At 64.7% G+C, this 13,191-nt stretch carries 11 protein-coding genes; 7 read left to right on the top strand and 4 right to left on the bottom strand.

Annotated elements, in window-relative coordinates; genetic code table 11:
* Positions 1-143: 143 nt before the first annotated feature.
* The 3 genes from Q0K07_RS11690 to Q0K07_RS11680 form a co-directional block, all read right to left on the bottom strand.
* Positions 144-1,262: a hypothetical protein gene (locus Q0K07_RS11690; protein WP_294559423.1), complete on the bottom strand. Its 1,119-nt coding sequence runs from the start codon at positions 1,260-1,262 to the stop codon at positions 144-146.
* A 129-nt stretch (positions 1,263-1,391) separates the two neighbouring features.
* Positions 1,392-2,213 carry a hypothetical protein gene (locus Q0K07_RS11685; protein ID WP_294559421.1) on the bottom strand — a complete coding sequence of 274 codons (822 nt, stop codon included), beginning with the start codon at positions 2,211-2,213 and terminating at the stop codon, positions 1,392-1,394.
* 1,528 nt (positions 2,214-3,741) lie between these two features.
* Entirely contained in the window at positions 3,742-4,479 is a 738-nt protein-coding gene (locus Q0K07_RS11680) for a S24 family peptidase (protein ID WP_294559419.1), read from the bottom strand.
* Positions 4,480-4,735: 256 nt separating this feature from the next.
* On the opposite strand from Q0K07_RS11680, the gene Q0K07_RS11675 reads away from it, so the two are divergent.
* Genes Q0K07_RS11675 through Q0K07_RS11665 form a run of 3 tightly spaced genes read left to right on the top strand, consistent with a single transcriptional unit; the run spans position 4,736 to position 6,400 of the window.
* Positions 4,736-5,518 carry a hypothetical protein gene (locus Q0K07_RS11675; RefSeq protein WP_294559417.1) on the top strand — a complete coding sequence of 261 codons (783 nt, stop codon included), beginning with the start codon at positions 4,736-4,738 and terminating at the stop codon, positions 5,516-5,518.
* Positions 5,512-6,129, top strand: a complete 618-nt coding sequence (locus Q0K07_RS11670; protein ID WP_294559415.1) for a DUF6475 domain-containing protein — start codon at positions 5,512-5,514, stop codon at positions 6,127-6,129. The genes Q0K07_RS11675 and Q0K07_RS11670 overlap by 7 nt, the downstream gene beginning before the upstream one ends.
* Positions 6,104-6,400, top strand: a complete 297-nt coding sequence (locus tag Q0K07_RS11665; protein WP_294559413.1) for a hypothetical protein — start codon at positions 6,104-6,106, stop codon at positions 6,398-6,400. Before Q0K07_RS11670 ends, Q0K07_RS11665 begins: the two co-directional genes overlap by 26 nt.
* Positions 6,401-7,309: 909 nt before the next feature.
* On the opposite strand, the gene Q0K07_RS11660 is transcribed toward Q0K07_RS11665, so the two are convergent.
* Positions 7,310-7,480 carry a hypothetical protein gene (locus Q0K07_RS11660; RefSeq protein WP_294559412.1) on the bottom strand — a complete coding sequence of 57 codons (171 nt, stop codon included), beginning with the start codon at positions 7,478-7,480 and terminating at the stop codon, positions 7,310-7,312.
* An 842-nt stretch (positions 7,481-8,322) separates the two neighbouring features.
* On the opposite strand from Q0K07_RS11660, the gene Q0K07_RS11655 reads away from it, so the two are divergent.
* From Q0K07_RS11655 to mutS, 4 genes are all read left to right on the top strand, one after another.
* Positions 8,323-8,961: an outer membrane beta-barrel protein gene (locus tag Q0K07_RS11655; protein WP_294559410.1), complete on the top strand. Its 639-nt coding sequence runs from the start codon at positions 8,323-8,325 to the stop codon at positions 8,959-8,961.
* 276 nt (positions 8,962-9,237) lie between these two features.
* Positions 9,238-9,738, top strand: coding sequence for an HIT domain-containing protein (locus Q0K07_RS11650; RefSeq protein WP_294559408.1), 501 nt, complete (start codon positions 9,238-9,240; stop codon positions 9,736-9,738).
* 37 nt (positions 9,739-9,775) lie between these two features.
* The gene (locus Q0K07_RS11645; protein ID WP_294559406.1) at positions 9,776-10,153 is read left to right on the top strand and encodes a LapA family protein; all 378 of its coding nucleotides are present in this window, start codon (positions 9,776-9,778) and stop codon (positions 10,151-10,153) included.
* A gap of 251 nt (positions 10,154-10,404) precedes the next feature.
* Positions 10,405-13,110: a DNA mismatch repair protein MutS gene (gene mutS / locus Q0K07_RS11640; RefSeq protein WP_294559404.1), complete on the top strand. Its 2,706-nt coding sequence runs from the start codon at positions 10,405-10,407 to the stop codon at positions 13,108-13,110.
* Positions 13,111-13,191: the final 81 nt, after the last annotated feature.

Below are 13,191 nucleotides of genomic sequence, written 5' to 3'. Positions count from 1 at the left end.
TCGGCATTCCCGTCATCACCCGCGTCAGCACCTGGCGGGAAACGCGCTGGCTGCTTTTTGAATGCCTTCCCCTGTGGTCGGCAAAGGAACGCCTGCCCCGCCTCACGAAGTTCTGAGCGAGGCAAGGCGTTCTGCCCGCGCCGTTACGCATAGGCGGAGCAGCCTTCGCGCAGGGCGCAGGCATGGCAGTCCAGGCTGTCGCGTTCCCGGCCCTTTTCCGGGCAGAAGATGAGTTCCGGCCGGTAGCGGAGTGTTTCCGTCGGGGCGAGGGCGCGTTCTTCTTTGCGCGTTGTCGCCGGGGCGGGAGTGTTTTGGGCTTCCGGGCGTTCGTTGCGTTGCGCCTCCTTCGCAGGGGAAGCGGAAGGCTGTTCCGGGGTCGCGCCTCCGGGGGCGTTGTTTCCGCGCACGCCGGTCTTTTCCCCGGAGAGGGGTTCTTCCGGCAGAAGGGGGGCGGTGTTCTGCATGGTTTCTTTCCCGGCCGCGCACTCTCCGGCAGAGGCTCCGGCCTTCCGGCCGCGGCTGTGGGGGGCATTTTCCCCGCCGTCCGGGATGTTCCGGGGAGCCTGCGGGGCAGGTCTTTTTCCGGCAGGTCTGCGCGCCTGCTTCATGAATGACGCGGGCGCATTCTCTGGAGAGGGCGCGCCATCGTTGCGGAAGGTCGCCGCGTCGGAAGCGCAGGCATCGTTCCCGGCGGCTTCCGGCCGGGGAGCCTGCGCAGGGGAGGCGCTGTTCCGGGCGGCGACGGCCGGGGCGTTTCCGGCAGGGGGATTCTTCAAGCCGCCCGCCGTGCCCGGTGCAGGGTGCGGCATGCTGGCGTTTTTCCGTACCTCTTCCAGCAGTGAGGGCGGCAGAATATCCAGCAGCACGGCCGTCAGGCGGCGCGCTCCCTCCCTTTCTCCATCCTCACCGCGCTGCGGCGTGAAAAGGCGCACGGCCCGCACGTTGCGTTCCATGTCCCAGGCAAAGGCTTCCCACTCGCCCCCCGGCCCCTCGCGCAGGCCGAAGCGCACATTGCCCCGGAAAAGGGCGGCGGTGCGGGCGAAATGCAGGGTGGGGCGGCCCGAAGGTTCGAAAAAAGGAGTCTCCGCCTGACCGCAGGCAGCACGGAGGGCCGCGCGCGCCGCTTCCTCGTCGCGCGGCAGAGAACAGGCTGCAAGAACGGCGATGCGTTCCCCGGCCACGGCGCGGGCCTGTGCGGCGGAAAGAGGGGCGTGCTTTTTTTCTTCATCAAGTCCGGTATGCAGAAAAAGATGTTCGTACATGGTGGATCCTTGGGGACTGCGGAAGGTCTCCGCAGGGAGAAGGGACCGGGGCGCGTGCTTTTCTGCGCGTTTTCATGCGGCGCAGGGGCGCTTCGGCAGGGCCGGGAGGCAGGCGCCGGGCAGGGGCGTTCAGAACAGCGAGGAGCGAGCCGAAAAGGCCGGGGAGAGCGCCTTCCGTGCCGCAGGGATGTGGGGGCAGGAATAGAAGTATCCGCACCAGCGCGGGGAACAGTGCCAGCTTTCCGGCGCGGCCGGGGGAAAGATGCCCGCATTGATGGAAGCGATCATGAGGCGGAACTGCCGCAGCACCGGCGCAAGGTCGCCTGCGTGGCGCGTGGTTTCCACCCTCTGCAGGGCGGGCGTTCCGGCGGCGATGAGCACGTTGAACACCATGCGCGCGGGGCGTATGCCCGCCGCCTTGTCCAGCGCCGCAGGCCAGAGGGCCGGGCCCGGCGCGCCATGGGCCTTTTCCGGGTTCCACCGGCGCGAGGCCGAGGAGAAGGCGTGCACTTCGCCCGTGGCGGTGCAGCAGTCCAGCGTGACGCGCACAGGCAGGGGAAGGGCCAGGTCGAGTTCCACCTTTTCTTCCACCAGCAGGGGCGAGAGGGCGGGCAGAAGCGCGCGCCGGAACAGCAGCGCCAGAGAAACCGCATTGTCCCTGCCTTTGCCGAGCAGGGCGGGCGCACAGGACAGCTCTTCCGGCGCAAGATGCACGCCCCGGGCAAGGCCGCGCCGGTAGGCGTCGGCCGCAAGGTCGGCCGTTTCTTCCGGGCCGGGCGTCTCCCCCTGCTGCCTGCGGCGCAGGCAGGCAAGGGCTGTTTCGCGCACGCTCCTGCCCGTGACGGCGGCAATGCCGGGCGGCACGAAGTCTTCTTCCAGATGGCGGCGGCGCCACGCTTCGCCGCAGCGCTGAAATTCCACAAGCTGAGAGGGGGAAAGGCAGTCGGTCATGATGACGCTCCTTGGGTATGCCGTACAAAGGCCCCGCATTGTGCGGACGCCGGGCAGGAACGGTGCTGCCGGCAGGCTCTGGAAGTAATGTATGCAAATGCAGAACAATGGTCAAGAATAAATTCTACATTTGCATAAACAGGGCGGAGCCTCCGCTCCGGCCGCAGGTGTCGGAAGGGGGCGGAAGCGCCCATGCCCCGGCGATGGGGATAGCTGAAGAGGGGGCGAAGGGGAGAAGGCGGCAGAAAACAGGAGCAGCAGAGGGAAAACGGAGGGAAAGGGGGGAAGAGGGGGAAGGAAAACGGCCCTTCTGCCTTCCGCATGCGGGTTTCGTGCGTGAAGAGGGGGAGAAAGGACGAGTCGGGCGCAGGGAGGGGGAAGAAGGAGGGGCGTTGTGGAGCTTCCCCTCTGGGCTGATGGCATCACGGTGCGCCCGCGTGGGGGCAGGGGAAAGAGCGGAGGGACAGCGCGGCTCTTTAGTGCAGGCAGCGTTCCGGGGAAGCCCTGCACAGGCAGGGGCGGAGGGCCTTTCCGCAGAACGGGCCTTCCCCCAGTACGGGAAAGAAGGCGGGGGAAGCGCTCTGTGCGCCGCCGTTCCCCGGATTTGCCGTTCGGCCCTGGTGGTCGCGGGGCAGGGGCGGAGGACTGTGTCATGCCCGCATCCTGCTGTTCCGGCAGGGGATGCTCTTTCAGGCGGCTTTTTCTCTGGTGGGAACGGAGGGAGGCGCATGTCTGCCACGCTCCGCCCGGCGGGATGTGCGGGAGAGTCCTTCCCCTCCTGCGGGCAGGGGAAGGGCGGAAGGGCAATGCCGAAGCGTGCACCTCTGGGGAAGTCGGAGGAAAGGTGCCGGAATGAGGGAAAGCGTATCCCCGGGGAAGGGGAAGATTCCGCAAACGGCCGCAGGCGGGAGGGAAGGGCGCATTGCGGTATCCCGGAAAGAGCGGAGGGACAGCGCGGCTCTTTAGTGCAGGCAGCGTTCCGGGGAAGCCCTGCACAGGCAGGGGCGGAGGGCCTTTCCGCAGAACGGGCCTTCCCCCAGTACGGGAAAGAAGGCGGGGGAAGCGCTCTGTGCGCCGCCGTTCCCCGGATTTGCCGTTCGGCCCTGGTGGTCGCGGGGCAGGGGCGGAGGACTGTGTCATGCCCGCATCCTGCTGTTCCGGCAGGGGATGCTCTTTCAGGCGGCTTTTTCTCTGGTGGGAACGGAGGGAGGCGCATGTCTGCCACGCTCCGCCCGGCGGGATGTGCGGGAGAGTCCTTCCCCTCCTGCGGGCAGGGGAAGGGCGGAAGGGCAATGCCGAAGCGTGCACCTCTGGGGAAGTCGGAGGAAAGGTGCCGGAATGAGGGAAAGCGTATCCCCGGGGAAGGGGAAGATTCCGCAAACGGCCGCAGGCGGGAGGGAAGGGCGCATTGCGGTATCCCGGAAAGAGCGGAGGGACAGCGCGGCTCTTTAGTGCAGGCAGCGTTCCGGGGAAGGGATCCGTGAGCAGAAAGGAGGGGGCAGCGCGAAGGCCCCGTGTCCGGAGTCGCCTATTTCTGGCTTACGTCGGACCAGGACCAGATGACGCGGCCCACAATGCACTTCTGCCAGTCGCCGTCGAAGTCGTCCATAAGGCTGAACACGCGCGGCGGGTTGTCCGCGGCGTTGTCGGAATAATAGGTGATCTGGTAGTCGCCGTTGTGCCGGTCTTCCACGGAAACACGCTTCACCATGCCCGATCCGTCCTGGGGGTCGAGCACCAGCATCATGCGGCCGGGGGTGAGCACGTTTCTGTCGTCCCTGTCCACAAGCACGATGTCGCCGGGGTGCAGCACCGGCTCCATGGATGTGGAGGTGGGGCCTATCTGCACGGCAAGGAGATTGCGGCGGCGCATGACCGCAGGCTGGTACTTGTATACCAGAAACCAGCTTTCAATCTTGTCCTGCGGAATATAGCCCGGCCCCGCGCCCACTTCGCCCACCAGCGGGGCGGCCCAGTAGTCCTGCGCGTCCGGCGGGCGCATGTCCTGCCCGGCAGGCACGATTTCCGCATCCACAAAGCACACGGGCCTGCCTGCCTCGCGGCCGGGCGTGGTGAAGGACACGCCGAGTTTTTCCAGCGCGGGTTCCATGGAACGCAGGGATGGCACACGCGTTCTGGATTTGAGCCAGGCGTAGATGGTCTGGTAGGGGATGCCGAAAAACTGCGCGGCTTCCCGCAGGTTGCCGTTGAAGTCGCGGGCAACCGCCTCTTCCAAAATGCTGAGGGCGGATTCGACGAGTTTCATGGTTAATAATTAACCGGTTTTTTTTGCTTTTGCAAAATCTGCTTTTGTAGAATTTTCTGCTTTACATTTTTATGCATTTGTAGATAAAACAGAAGCGAAGGGAGCGGCGCTTCCCCCGGGCGCGCATTCCGTCCGGGAATCCGGCCTGCCGGAGAGCGTTTTTCCGCCTCGTGCAGGTTCTGTGCAGGCGCTCCGTTCCCGGCGGTCCGTTCCGGGGCTGCATATCCGCACATCTTTTAAATGAGGGAGGCAGGGCATGGCGGAATACCGCACACTTCGCATGACCTTCTGGAACGATCCCTATGTGGAGGAGCTGGGTCCGGAGGGCAGGCTTTTCTACCTGTATCTCATCACCTGCCCGCACACCAGCAATCTTGGTCTGCTGGAGGTATCCACGCGGCGCATGGCCTACGAAACCGGGCTGGGAGAAGACGAGGTGCGTCGTCTTCTTTCGGAGGCGGAAGCTGCGGGCAAGGTGGTGACGGACGGCATGAGGATATGGATTGTGAATTTCATCCGGCATCAGGCCTCCACATCGCCGCGGCTGGTGCAGTCCTTGCGGGTGCTGCTGGGGCGCGTGTCTTCGGCAAGGATACGCGCGGCGGTGGAGGCGGCCTATCCCGGGATTTTCCCTTCTGCCGGGGCATGCGGCGAGGCTGTTTCTGCTGCGGAACCGTGTGTACAGGCTGTGCCCGCCATGGCGGAGGGTGTCGGGAACAGGGAAGGGGAAGAGGAAGGGGAAGGAAGAAAGAGAGCGCGTTTTCGTCCGCCCACGCAGGAGGAGGTGCAGGCCTACTGCGATGCGCGCGGCAACGGCATTGAAGCCGGAGCCTTTGTGGATTTTTACGCCTCCAAGGGCTGGAAGGTGGGTACCTCGCCCATGAAGGACTGGCGCGCCGCCGTGCGCACCTGGGAGGCCAAGCGCAGGGGCGGGGCCGCACCGCGCCGCGCTCCTGCACGAGAGGAGAATAACGGAGAGGTTGTGCGCCGCGCCGTGGAGCGCATGGCCGCAACTTCGGCGGAGGAGGGCGCATGGTAAAGGGCGACAACGAACAGAAGGCCATGCTTGTGCGCATGCTTGCCTCCAACTACGGCGCAACGCTCACCGAGGAGGTGGCCACCCTCTGGCTCATGCTTCTTGCTCCCTACGGCGTGGAAGACTGCCGCCGGGCCGTGCTTTCCGTGGTGCGCCGCTTCGGGCACGAGGCCGTGCAGTTCGGCTGTATGCCGCCCTTTGCCCTGGTGCAGAAGGAACTCGACCGGGCCTCGGGCGCCCTGCGCGGGGAAGATAATCTCGCCGCTCAGGCCGAAGCCGAGTGGGGCAGGCTCCTTGATGCGGCGCGCCGCTCCGGAAGCTGGCGCATCCCCGATCTGCACCCCACCACCGCCCTCGTGGTGCGGCAGTTCGGCGGCTGGGCCGTGGTCTGCTCCTGGAAAGAGGCCGAACTCTCCTGGAAGCACAAGGAATTTGTCGCCGCCTGGCGCGCTGCCTGCGGCAGAGAAGACGCCCTCGCCCTCGGGGCCGACGCCGTGGCCCTCCTCGGCGCCTCCCCCGGGCACCCCCTCCCCCTTACAAGGGAAAACCTGAAAAAACGCCTTGCCCTCAAGGCAGAGGAGAAACATCATGCCCCTGGTGCGCTGCGCGTATGATGCCTGTGGAAACCTGTTTCAACTCGGCAGCCGCCCCCGCCGCTTCTGCTGCGAGGCCTGCCGCCGCGCCTATCAGAACGAAATGCGCCGCGAGGCCAGAGCGGAAGAGCGCGCCGCCCGTGAGGCCGGCAGGCCCATGCTCGACCCCTGGGAAAGAAATGATCTCGAAGACGCCGAAACCCTCTGGGCCAACGCCCTCATCGATGCCATTCCCCCCGGTGCCGAACAGCTCCGCCCCCGCGTCCCCCTCGATGGTGAGGCCGTGGCCTGAAACCCCGGAACGCCGGGAACCGCAGAAGGCCCGCAGCCAGGGAAGAGCAGAAAGAAAGGAAAGGCGGAAAGAGAGGAAAGGCAGGAAGAGAGGAAAGGCACGCGGGGCGCCGCCCCGCACCCCGCCGGGGGGAATGATTCCCCCCGGACCCCCTCAGCTGGCAGGGCGGAAGGGGAAGGGAAGGCAAAGGCCTTCCTTCGACTCGCTGCTGTTTTGGGGCGTTCCGGGCGCGCAAGCGAATGCTCCTCCGCACGCTGTCCGTAGGAAAGGCAGGCGTGCAAGGCGTTGCCGTATCCTGTGGCCGCCGGGCGCAGAAAGGCCCGGCACACCGCGTGCGGGCGGCTACCTCAGTGTGAGCGTGTCCTGCCGGACCCGCTCACGCAGGCCGACTCCGTCCCGGCCTGCGCCGGGCCGTCGTGTCAAAGGAAAGATTTCAAGACAGGGGGGCGTGGTACGTCGGTGTCAGCTTTATTCGGCGCCCGTCTTCGGAAAAAACATGGTTCAAACGCCGGGACAGGCTCTGTTTGTGGAAAATAAAGCCGTTTTCAACGCTTCATGCTGCTTTTGCCTGCAGAAAAAAGCCTTGTTTCAACGTGTTGTCGGGCCCCGGTTTGCAAAGGAAGGCCGTGTATCAACGCTCTGGGGCCCCCGGCCTGCCTTCAGGCGGCCGGGCCGGTGGATGCAAGCAGGCGGAATTCACTTCCGCCGTTAAGCGCAGCAGCCACCGTGCAAGTCCCGCACCCTGTACAGTGTGTCCGGCGCTGACAGGCGCTTGCGGTACCCGGGCTGTCGAAGGTCGGGCGCTTGCGGTACCCGGGCTGTCGAAGGTCGGACTGTTGCGGTACTCGGGCGGTGGAAAGGTCAGGCCTTCGCGTCACACAGGCGAAGGAAAGCTCACGCAGGCTTCGGTTACTGCTTCCCCTGATTGTAGCCCTTGTGGTAGCCGGCTCTGGTATCGTGTATGGCGTTTTCCACCCCGGCCTGCGCCCGGCCCGCCGTTTCTCCCACCCACGAACAGGCAGCGGAAAGAGCGAGTACGGCCAGCATGGCCACGCAGAGAAGAAGGTGCACAGGTCGCATGATGTCCCGCCTTGTGTTTGCGCCATAAGGCGCGTTCGTCCCCATTAAGGGAAAAAATATGCTCCCACCCTAAGCGCTGGTGTCGGGAAGGTCAAGACGGGCCTTCCCCGCGCCCTGTTTCCGGGCCGCTTTCCGGGCGGTTGGAGGAAAAAAGGCGTTGTTTCCGCCGCTCCGCACCCTTTTTCCGCGTCTCGCCCCCGTTCTGCCTCCGTCCGGCCCCCGTTTTGTCCCCGCCGGGGTTCCGTTCCGGCGTTTTTTTTCGTGCTCCGGCCGCATCCGGGGCTTTTTTTGCGTTCAGGGGGCTTTTTCCGGGGAGGGGCGGCGTTCCGCTTATTCCTCAGGCCCCGGCAAGCGTTCCAGCCCCGGCAAGCCCCACCTCCGGCAGGCATTCCGACCTCCGCGCCCCTTCCGCAGGCCTTCCGGGCAGTGTTTCCCGGCCCCCGCACTCCCCGCGCCCTCCGTTTTCCGGCGTCCCCGCGGTTCCCCGGCCGTTTTTCCGGCGTGCTTCCCTTATCGTCTCCCCTTCGCCGCGTTTTTCCGGTCGTGCGTCTGCTCCCACCCCTTCCGCCCCGTTTCCGGGCGGTCTTTTTTTCGTGGCAGCGGTCGGTTCAGGGGCAGCGTTCTTCTCTCCAAGTTGACTTAAAGCCTGCGGTTTTCTATGCAGAAGCAAGGATATGCCCGTCTCCGGGCCTCGTCTCCTGTCCGGAAGGCGCTTCCGGCATTGCGCGGGAGGCGGGAAAGGCTTTCCCTTTGTGCGGGGCGCAGGTATCGGGTATTTTCCGATCCGGCGTTTTCCCGCCCCTGCCGGAGGGCCGTGAACCTGCAAACCAAGGGGTTTTTCCATGAAGAAATCTTGCATCGCTGCCGCTCTTGCGCTGCTTCTCGCACTTCCCTTTGCCGCGAAGGCCGCCGACAGCGGCATTTACGTCGCCCCCAAGTTCGTGACGGGCTACCAGAGCACCGACTGGAAGGTGAGCGCTCCCGGCTATTCCGCCTCCAAGGACAGCACCCGCGGCATTGCCGGCTTCTCCATTGCCGGCGGCTACGACTTCAGCGTGCTCCACGGCATTCCCGTGCGCGCGGAACTCGAATACGGCTACAACAGCCGCGTGGACAAGAGCGTGGGCTATGGTGACGCCGAATCCCGCCTGCAGACCCTCATGGTCAACGGCTACTGGGACATCACCAACCTCATGGACTTTACCCCCTATGTGGGCGCGGGCCTGGGCCTTGTGTTCGCCAACACGCGCGGCAACATGGACATCGGCGGCTATCACTACGGTTCTTCCCATACCGATGTGAACCTGGCCGCTCAGGTGGGCTTCGGCTGCTCCTACTTCTTCACGCCCAATATTTCCGCCGACCTCGGCTACCGTTACCTCTTCTCCAGCGACGGCGAAGCGGGCTACGGCCCCTACAACCTGAAGGCCGATTCCCTGCGCATGCATCAGATTTCCCTGGGCCTGCGTCTTACCTTCTGATCTCTCCCCGGCCTTTTCCTGCGGGAAGGGGCCGGGCTTTTTTTTCCGCACGGCCGAAGGCAGGGGTCCCTCTTTCCGCTCCTTTTCTGCCCGCAGGCTCTGAAAAGTGCGGGGCGGAATGTTCCGCACGGCGCTTCGCGCCCCCGCAGGCCTGAAAAAACATGCGGAAGGCGCGCGTTGCGCGGCATTTTCTCTGTCGGCCGATGGTAAAAGCCCCGCACGGCCTCTTGCCGCTGCCGTGGCGCTGTGCTACTCTGTTCAAAGGAGACTGCCTTTATGAAAAATCTGTGGGCGCCATGGAGAATGGAATATATTCTCGGGCCGAAGTGTCATGACGGATGCGTTCTCTGCGCGCCGGAAAGTCCGGCGGAAGATGAGAAGCGCCTCATCGTGCACCGTGCCCGGCATGTATTTGTCATGCTCAACCGCTATCCGTATGCCTCCGGTCACCTCATGGTGATTCCCTACCGCCATGTGGGTGACATTACGGATCTCACGGCGGAAGAGGCGGCCGAACTCATGGCCGTGACGCAGCTCTGCTGCCGCGTCCTGCGCGCCACCAGTCATCCGCAGGGCATCAATGTGGGGCTGAACCTCGGTGAGGCCGCAGGCGCGGGCATCGGGGAACATCTTCACATGCACGTCGTGCCCCGCTGGAGCGGCGATTCCAATTTCATCGCCGTCATGGACGATGTGCGCGTCGTCCCCGAAGCTCTTGTGGAAACCCGCCGCCGGCTGGCTCCGGTGTTTGCCGCCCTGGCGGCCCGTTCCGCCTGAACCTTTTTCCGCGTGTGCTGCCGCAAAAGGAGACGTCATGCGCTATCTCAAGGTATTTTTGCTGGTGTTCCTGTTTTTCCTGGTCATGATGCTCTTTGTGCAGAACCAGGCCTCCTTCTCCGACATGGTGACGCTGAAGTTTGATCCCATGTTCGCCCCGGCCATCACTTCCGCGCCGCTTCCCCGCTATGCGCTGCTGCTCATCAGCTTCGCCATCGGTGCGGCCGTGGTGCTGCTCATGCTCATGTGGGACAGAATCACCCTTTCCGGCCGTCTTTCCGCCGCCCGCCGCCGCGTGAACTCTCTGCAGAAGCAGCTTGAGAAGGTGACGGCCGAGAAGGAAAAGCTCATCGCTGAAAAGGCTGAGCTTGAAGCCGCCCTTAAGGAAGCCGAAGCCGCCGACGAAGCGGAATAGGCTGGCGTTTTTTTCCGGCGTGCGGTGAAAAGCGTGCGTCGTCTCCGGTTTCGTCCGAATACGGGCGTTGTTCGGCGGGGCCTTTCGCCCGGGCGTTTGCCGTTGCGAAAGGCCCTGTTTTTTTCTTTGCGGCGCTCTGGGGCGCGGCATATTTTTTTCATGTTCCGGAAGGGCACGGCCCTCCGGAGAAACGGCGTTGTTCCGGCATGCGCTTATTGCCGCGCAACCCATGATCGCCAAGGAAGGCAGGTATGAGCGAGAACGCACCCCGGCTTACGCCCATGTACAGGCAGTATCTGGAGATTAAAAAGGAATATCCCGACGCGCTGCTTTTCTACCGCATGGGCGATTTCTACGAGCTGTTCTTCGACGACGCCGAAACCGCGGCGCGGGAGCTTCAGCTTGCCCTCACGAGCCGCAGCCGCGACGAGGGCGGGGTGCCCATGTGCGGCGTGCCGTGGCACGCGGCCGAGGCCTACATCAGCCAGCTGGTGGAAAAGGGCTTCAAGATCGCCGTCTGCGATCAGATGGAGGATCCGAAGCAGGCCAGGGGGCTGGTGAAGCGCGCCGTCACCCGCGTGGTGACGGGCGGCACCGCTCTGGACGACGCCAACCTTGAAGCCAAGGCCCATACCTATCTCGGGGCCTTCTGCTGGGACGAGCAGGCCGGAGCAGGGGGCTTTGCCTGGCTCGACGTATCCACCGGCGCATGGACGGGGCTTCAGTCCTCCCGCGAGGAGGAACTCAGGCAGTGGGCGCTCAAGATGGCCCCGCGCGAGCTGCTGGTGCCCGACAGGGACGAAGTGCCCGTATCCTTCACCACCACCCCCGGCATACAGGTGGTGCGTCTGCCCTTCCGCAGTCATTTCGAGCTGCCGCAGGCCCGGGAAAGGGTGCTTGCCGCCCAGCATGTGCAGGAACCCGCGGCCCTGGGGCTGGAAAAAAGCCCGCAGCTCATGCAGGCCTGCGGCGCGCTCATTGCCTACCTTGAACAGATGCAGAAGCAGGATCCCGCCCAGCTTGCCCCCTTCCGGCCGCTGGAAAAGGGGCGCTATCTCATTCTCGACGAGATCACCGAGCGCAACCTTGAACTTTTTTCCCGCATGGACGGCAAGCGCGGCACGGGCACGCTCCGGGCCGTGCTGGACTATACCCGCACTCCCATGGGCGGCCGCCTGCTGGAAGAGCGTCTGCGCTGTCCCTGGCGCAGGCTGGAACCCATACTCCGCACGCAGGAGGCGGTGCAGCTCTTTCTTGACCGCAGGGACATGCGCAAGGCCCTGCGCGAGGCGCTCCGCAGTGTGTACGACATGGAGCGCCTTTCCACCCGCATTGCCTTGAACCGCTGTCAGCCGCGCGATTTTTCCGCCCTCAAGGAGAGTCTGCGTTCCCTGCCCGCCGTGCTCGACGCGCTCATCATGCCCGACGGGGACCGGCTTTCCACCGAGGACGACCGCCGGGGCGAATCCCTGCCCGAGGCCGTGCGCACCATTGTCAGAAAGTGGGACGGTCTGGCGGACACGGCCGATCTGCTCACCCGCGCCCTGCGCGACGATCTGCCCCCGCAGATTACCGAGGGCGGGCTGTTCCGCCAGGGCTACAGCGAGGAGCTTGACGAGCTTCTCGACCTTGTGGAGCACGGCGAGGCCCGGCTTCAGGCCCTGCTGCGGGAAGAGCAGGAAAAGAACGCCATGCCCAAGCTGAAGCTGGGCTACAATCATGTGTTCGGTTATTATTTCGAGCTTTCCCGCGCGCAGCAGACATCGCCCATACCCGGTTATTTCCAGCGCCGCCAGAGTCTGGTGAACAGCGACCGCTTCACCACCCCGGCCCTTCAGGAACTGGAAGACAAGATGCTCACCGCCGCCGAAAGGCGCAAGAGTCTGGAATATCGTCTTTATCAGGAACTGCGTGTGGCCGTGGCGGATATCCGGCCCCGCCTCACCGCCGCAGCCGAGGCTCTGGCCCGGCTCGATTTCTGGCAGAGTCTGGCCGAAGCCGCGGACAAGAACGGCTGGTCCCGGCCGGAACTCTACGAAGGTTCCGATCTGTCCATCCGTCAGGGCCGCCACCCCGCCGTGGAAGCCGTGGTGGGCCGCCCCTCCTTCATTCCCAACGATCTCGTCATGGATGAGGCCCGCCGCCTCATTCTCATTACCGGTCCCAACATGGCGGGCAAGTCCACCGTACTCAGGCAGACGGCCATCATTGTCATCATGGCGCAGATGGGCTCCTTCGTGCCTGCTTCCGAGGCCCGCATAGGTCTGGTGGACCGCATCTTCTCCCGCGTGGGCGCTTCCGACAACCTGGCCCAGGGCCAGAGCACCTTTATGGTGGAAATGATGGAAACCGCCCGTATCCTGCGCCAGGCGGGCAGGCGCAGCCTTGTGATTCTCGATGAAATAGGCAGAGGTACCAGCACCTTCGACGGCCTCGCCCTCGCCTGGGCCGTGGTGGAGGAGCTCTCCCGCCGTGCAGGCGGCAGCATACGCACCCTTTTTGCCACCCACTACCACGAGCTTACGGGGCTCGCCAATACCCTCCCCGGCGTGTGCAATATGAATATCGCCATACGCGAATGGAACGGCGATATCGTCTTCCTCCGCCGCCTCATCCCCGGCCCGGCCGACAGAAGCTACGGTATCGAAGTGGCCCGCCTCGCAGGCGTCCCTTCCTCCGTGGTGCAGCGCGCCCGCGAAATCCTCGCCCAGCTTGAGGCCGCCCGCGGTAAGGCCCGCGTCGCAAAACTCGAAGCCGCCATACTCCCCGGCCTCGATATCCGCCCCGCAGCAAAGCCCGCTCCTGAACCTGCCCCAGCCCCCGCAGAACAGGTTCACCCCCTCCTCGAAGCCCTGCGCTCCGCTAACCCCGATGCCATGACTCCCATGGACGCCCTGAAGCTCCTTTCCGACTGGAAGGCCCTCTGGGGTATGCCCCCCGCTCAGGATAAAAAATAGAAACGCAGGAAAGGCAGGAAAGGCAGGAAAGGCAGGAAAGGCAGGAAAGGCAGGAAAGGCAGGAAAGGCAGGAAAGGCAGG

It is taken from the genome of uncultured Mailhella sp. (assembly GCF_944324615.1).
Classification (GTDB): domain Bacteria; phylum Desulfobacterota; class Desulfovibrionia; order Desulfovibrionales; family Desulfovibrionaceae; genus Mailhella.
This window is presented reverse-complemented; position numbering and strand designations above follow the sequence as displayed.

Excerpts from the sequence above, each read along its gene's own strand:
- Q0K07_RS11690 (WP_294559423.1), bottom strand. The coding sequence starts at position 1,262 with ATGTACGAACATCTTTTTCTGCATACCGGACTTGATGAAGAAAAAAAG.
- Q0K07_RS11685 (WP_294559421.1), bottom strand. The coding sequence starts at position 2,213 with ATGACCGACTGCCTTTCCCCCTCTCAGCTTGTGGAATTTCAGCGCTGC.
- Q0K07_RS11680 (WP_294559419.1), bottom strand. The coding sequence starts at position 4,479 with ATGAAACTCGTCGAATCCGCCCTCAGCATTTTGGAAGAGGCGGTTGCC.
- Q0K07_RS11675 (WP_294559417.1), top strand. The coding sequence starts at position 4,736 with ATGGCGGAATACCGCACACTTCGCATGACCTTCTGGAACGATCCCTAT.
- Q0K07_RS11670 (WP_294559415.1), top strand. The coding sequence starts at position 5,512 with ATGGTAAAGGGCGACAACGAACAGAAGGCCATGCTTGTGCGCATGCTT.
- Q0K07_RS11665 (WP_294559413.1), top strand. The coding sequence starts at position 6,104 with ATGCCCCTGGTGCGCTGCGCGTATGATGCCTGTGGAAACCTGTTTCAA.
- Q0K07_RS11660 (WP_294559412.1), bottom strand. The coding sequence starts at position 7,480 with ATGCGACCTGTGCACCTTCTTCTCTGCGTGGCCATGCTGGCCGTACTC.
- Q0K07_RS11655 (WP_294559410.1), top strand. The coding sequence starts at position 8,323 with ATGAAGAAATCTTGCATCGCTGCCGCTCTTGCGCTGCTTCTCGCACTT.
- Q0K07_RS11650 (WP_294559408.1), top strand. The coding sequence starts at position 9,238 with ATGAAAAATCTGTGGGCGCCATGGAGAATGGAATATATTCTCGGGCCG.
- Q0K07_RS11645 (WP_294559406.1), top strand. The coding sequence starts at position 9,776 with ATGCGCTATCTCAAGGTATTTTTGCTGGTGTTCCTGTTTTTCCTGGTC.
- mutS (WP_294559404.1), top strand. The coding sequence starts at position 10,405 with ATGAGCGAGAACGCACCCCGGCTTACGCCCATGTACAGGCAGTATCTG.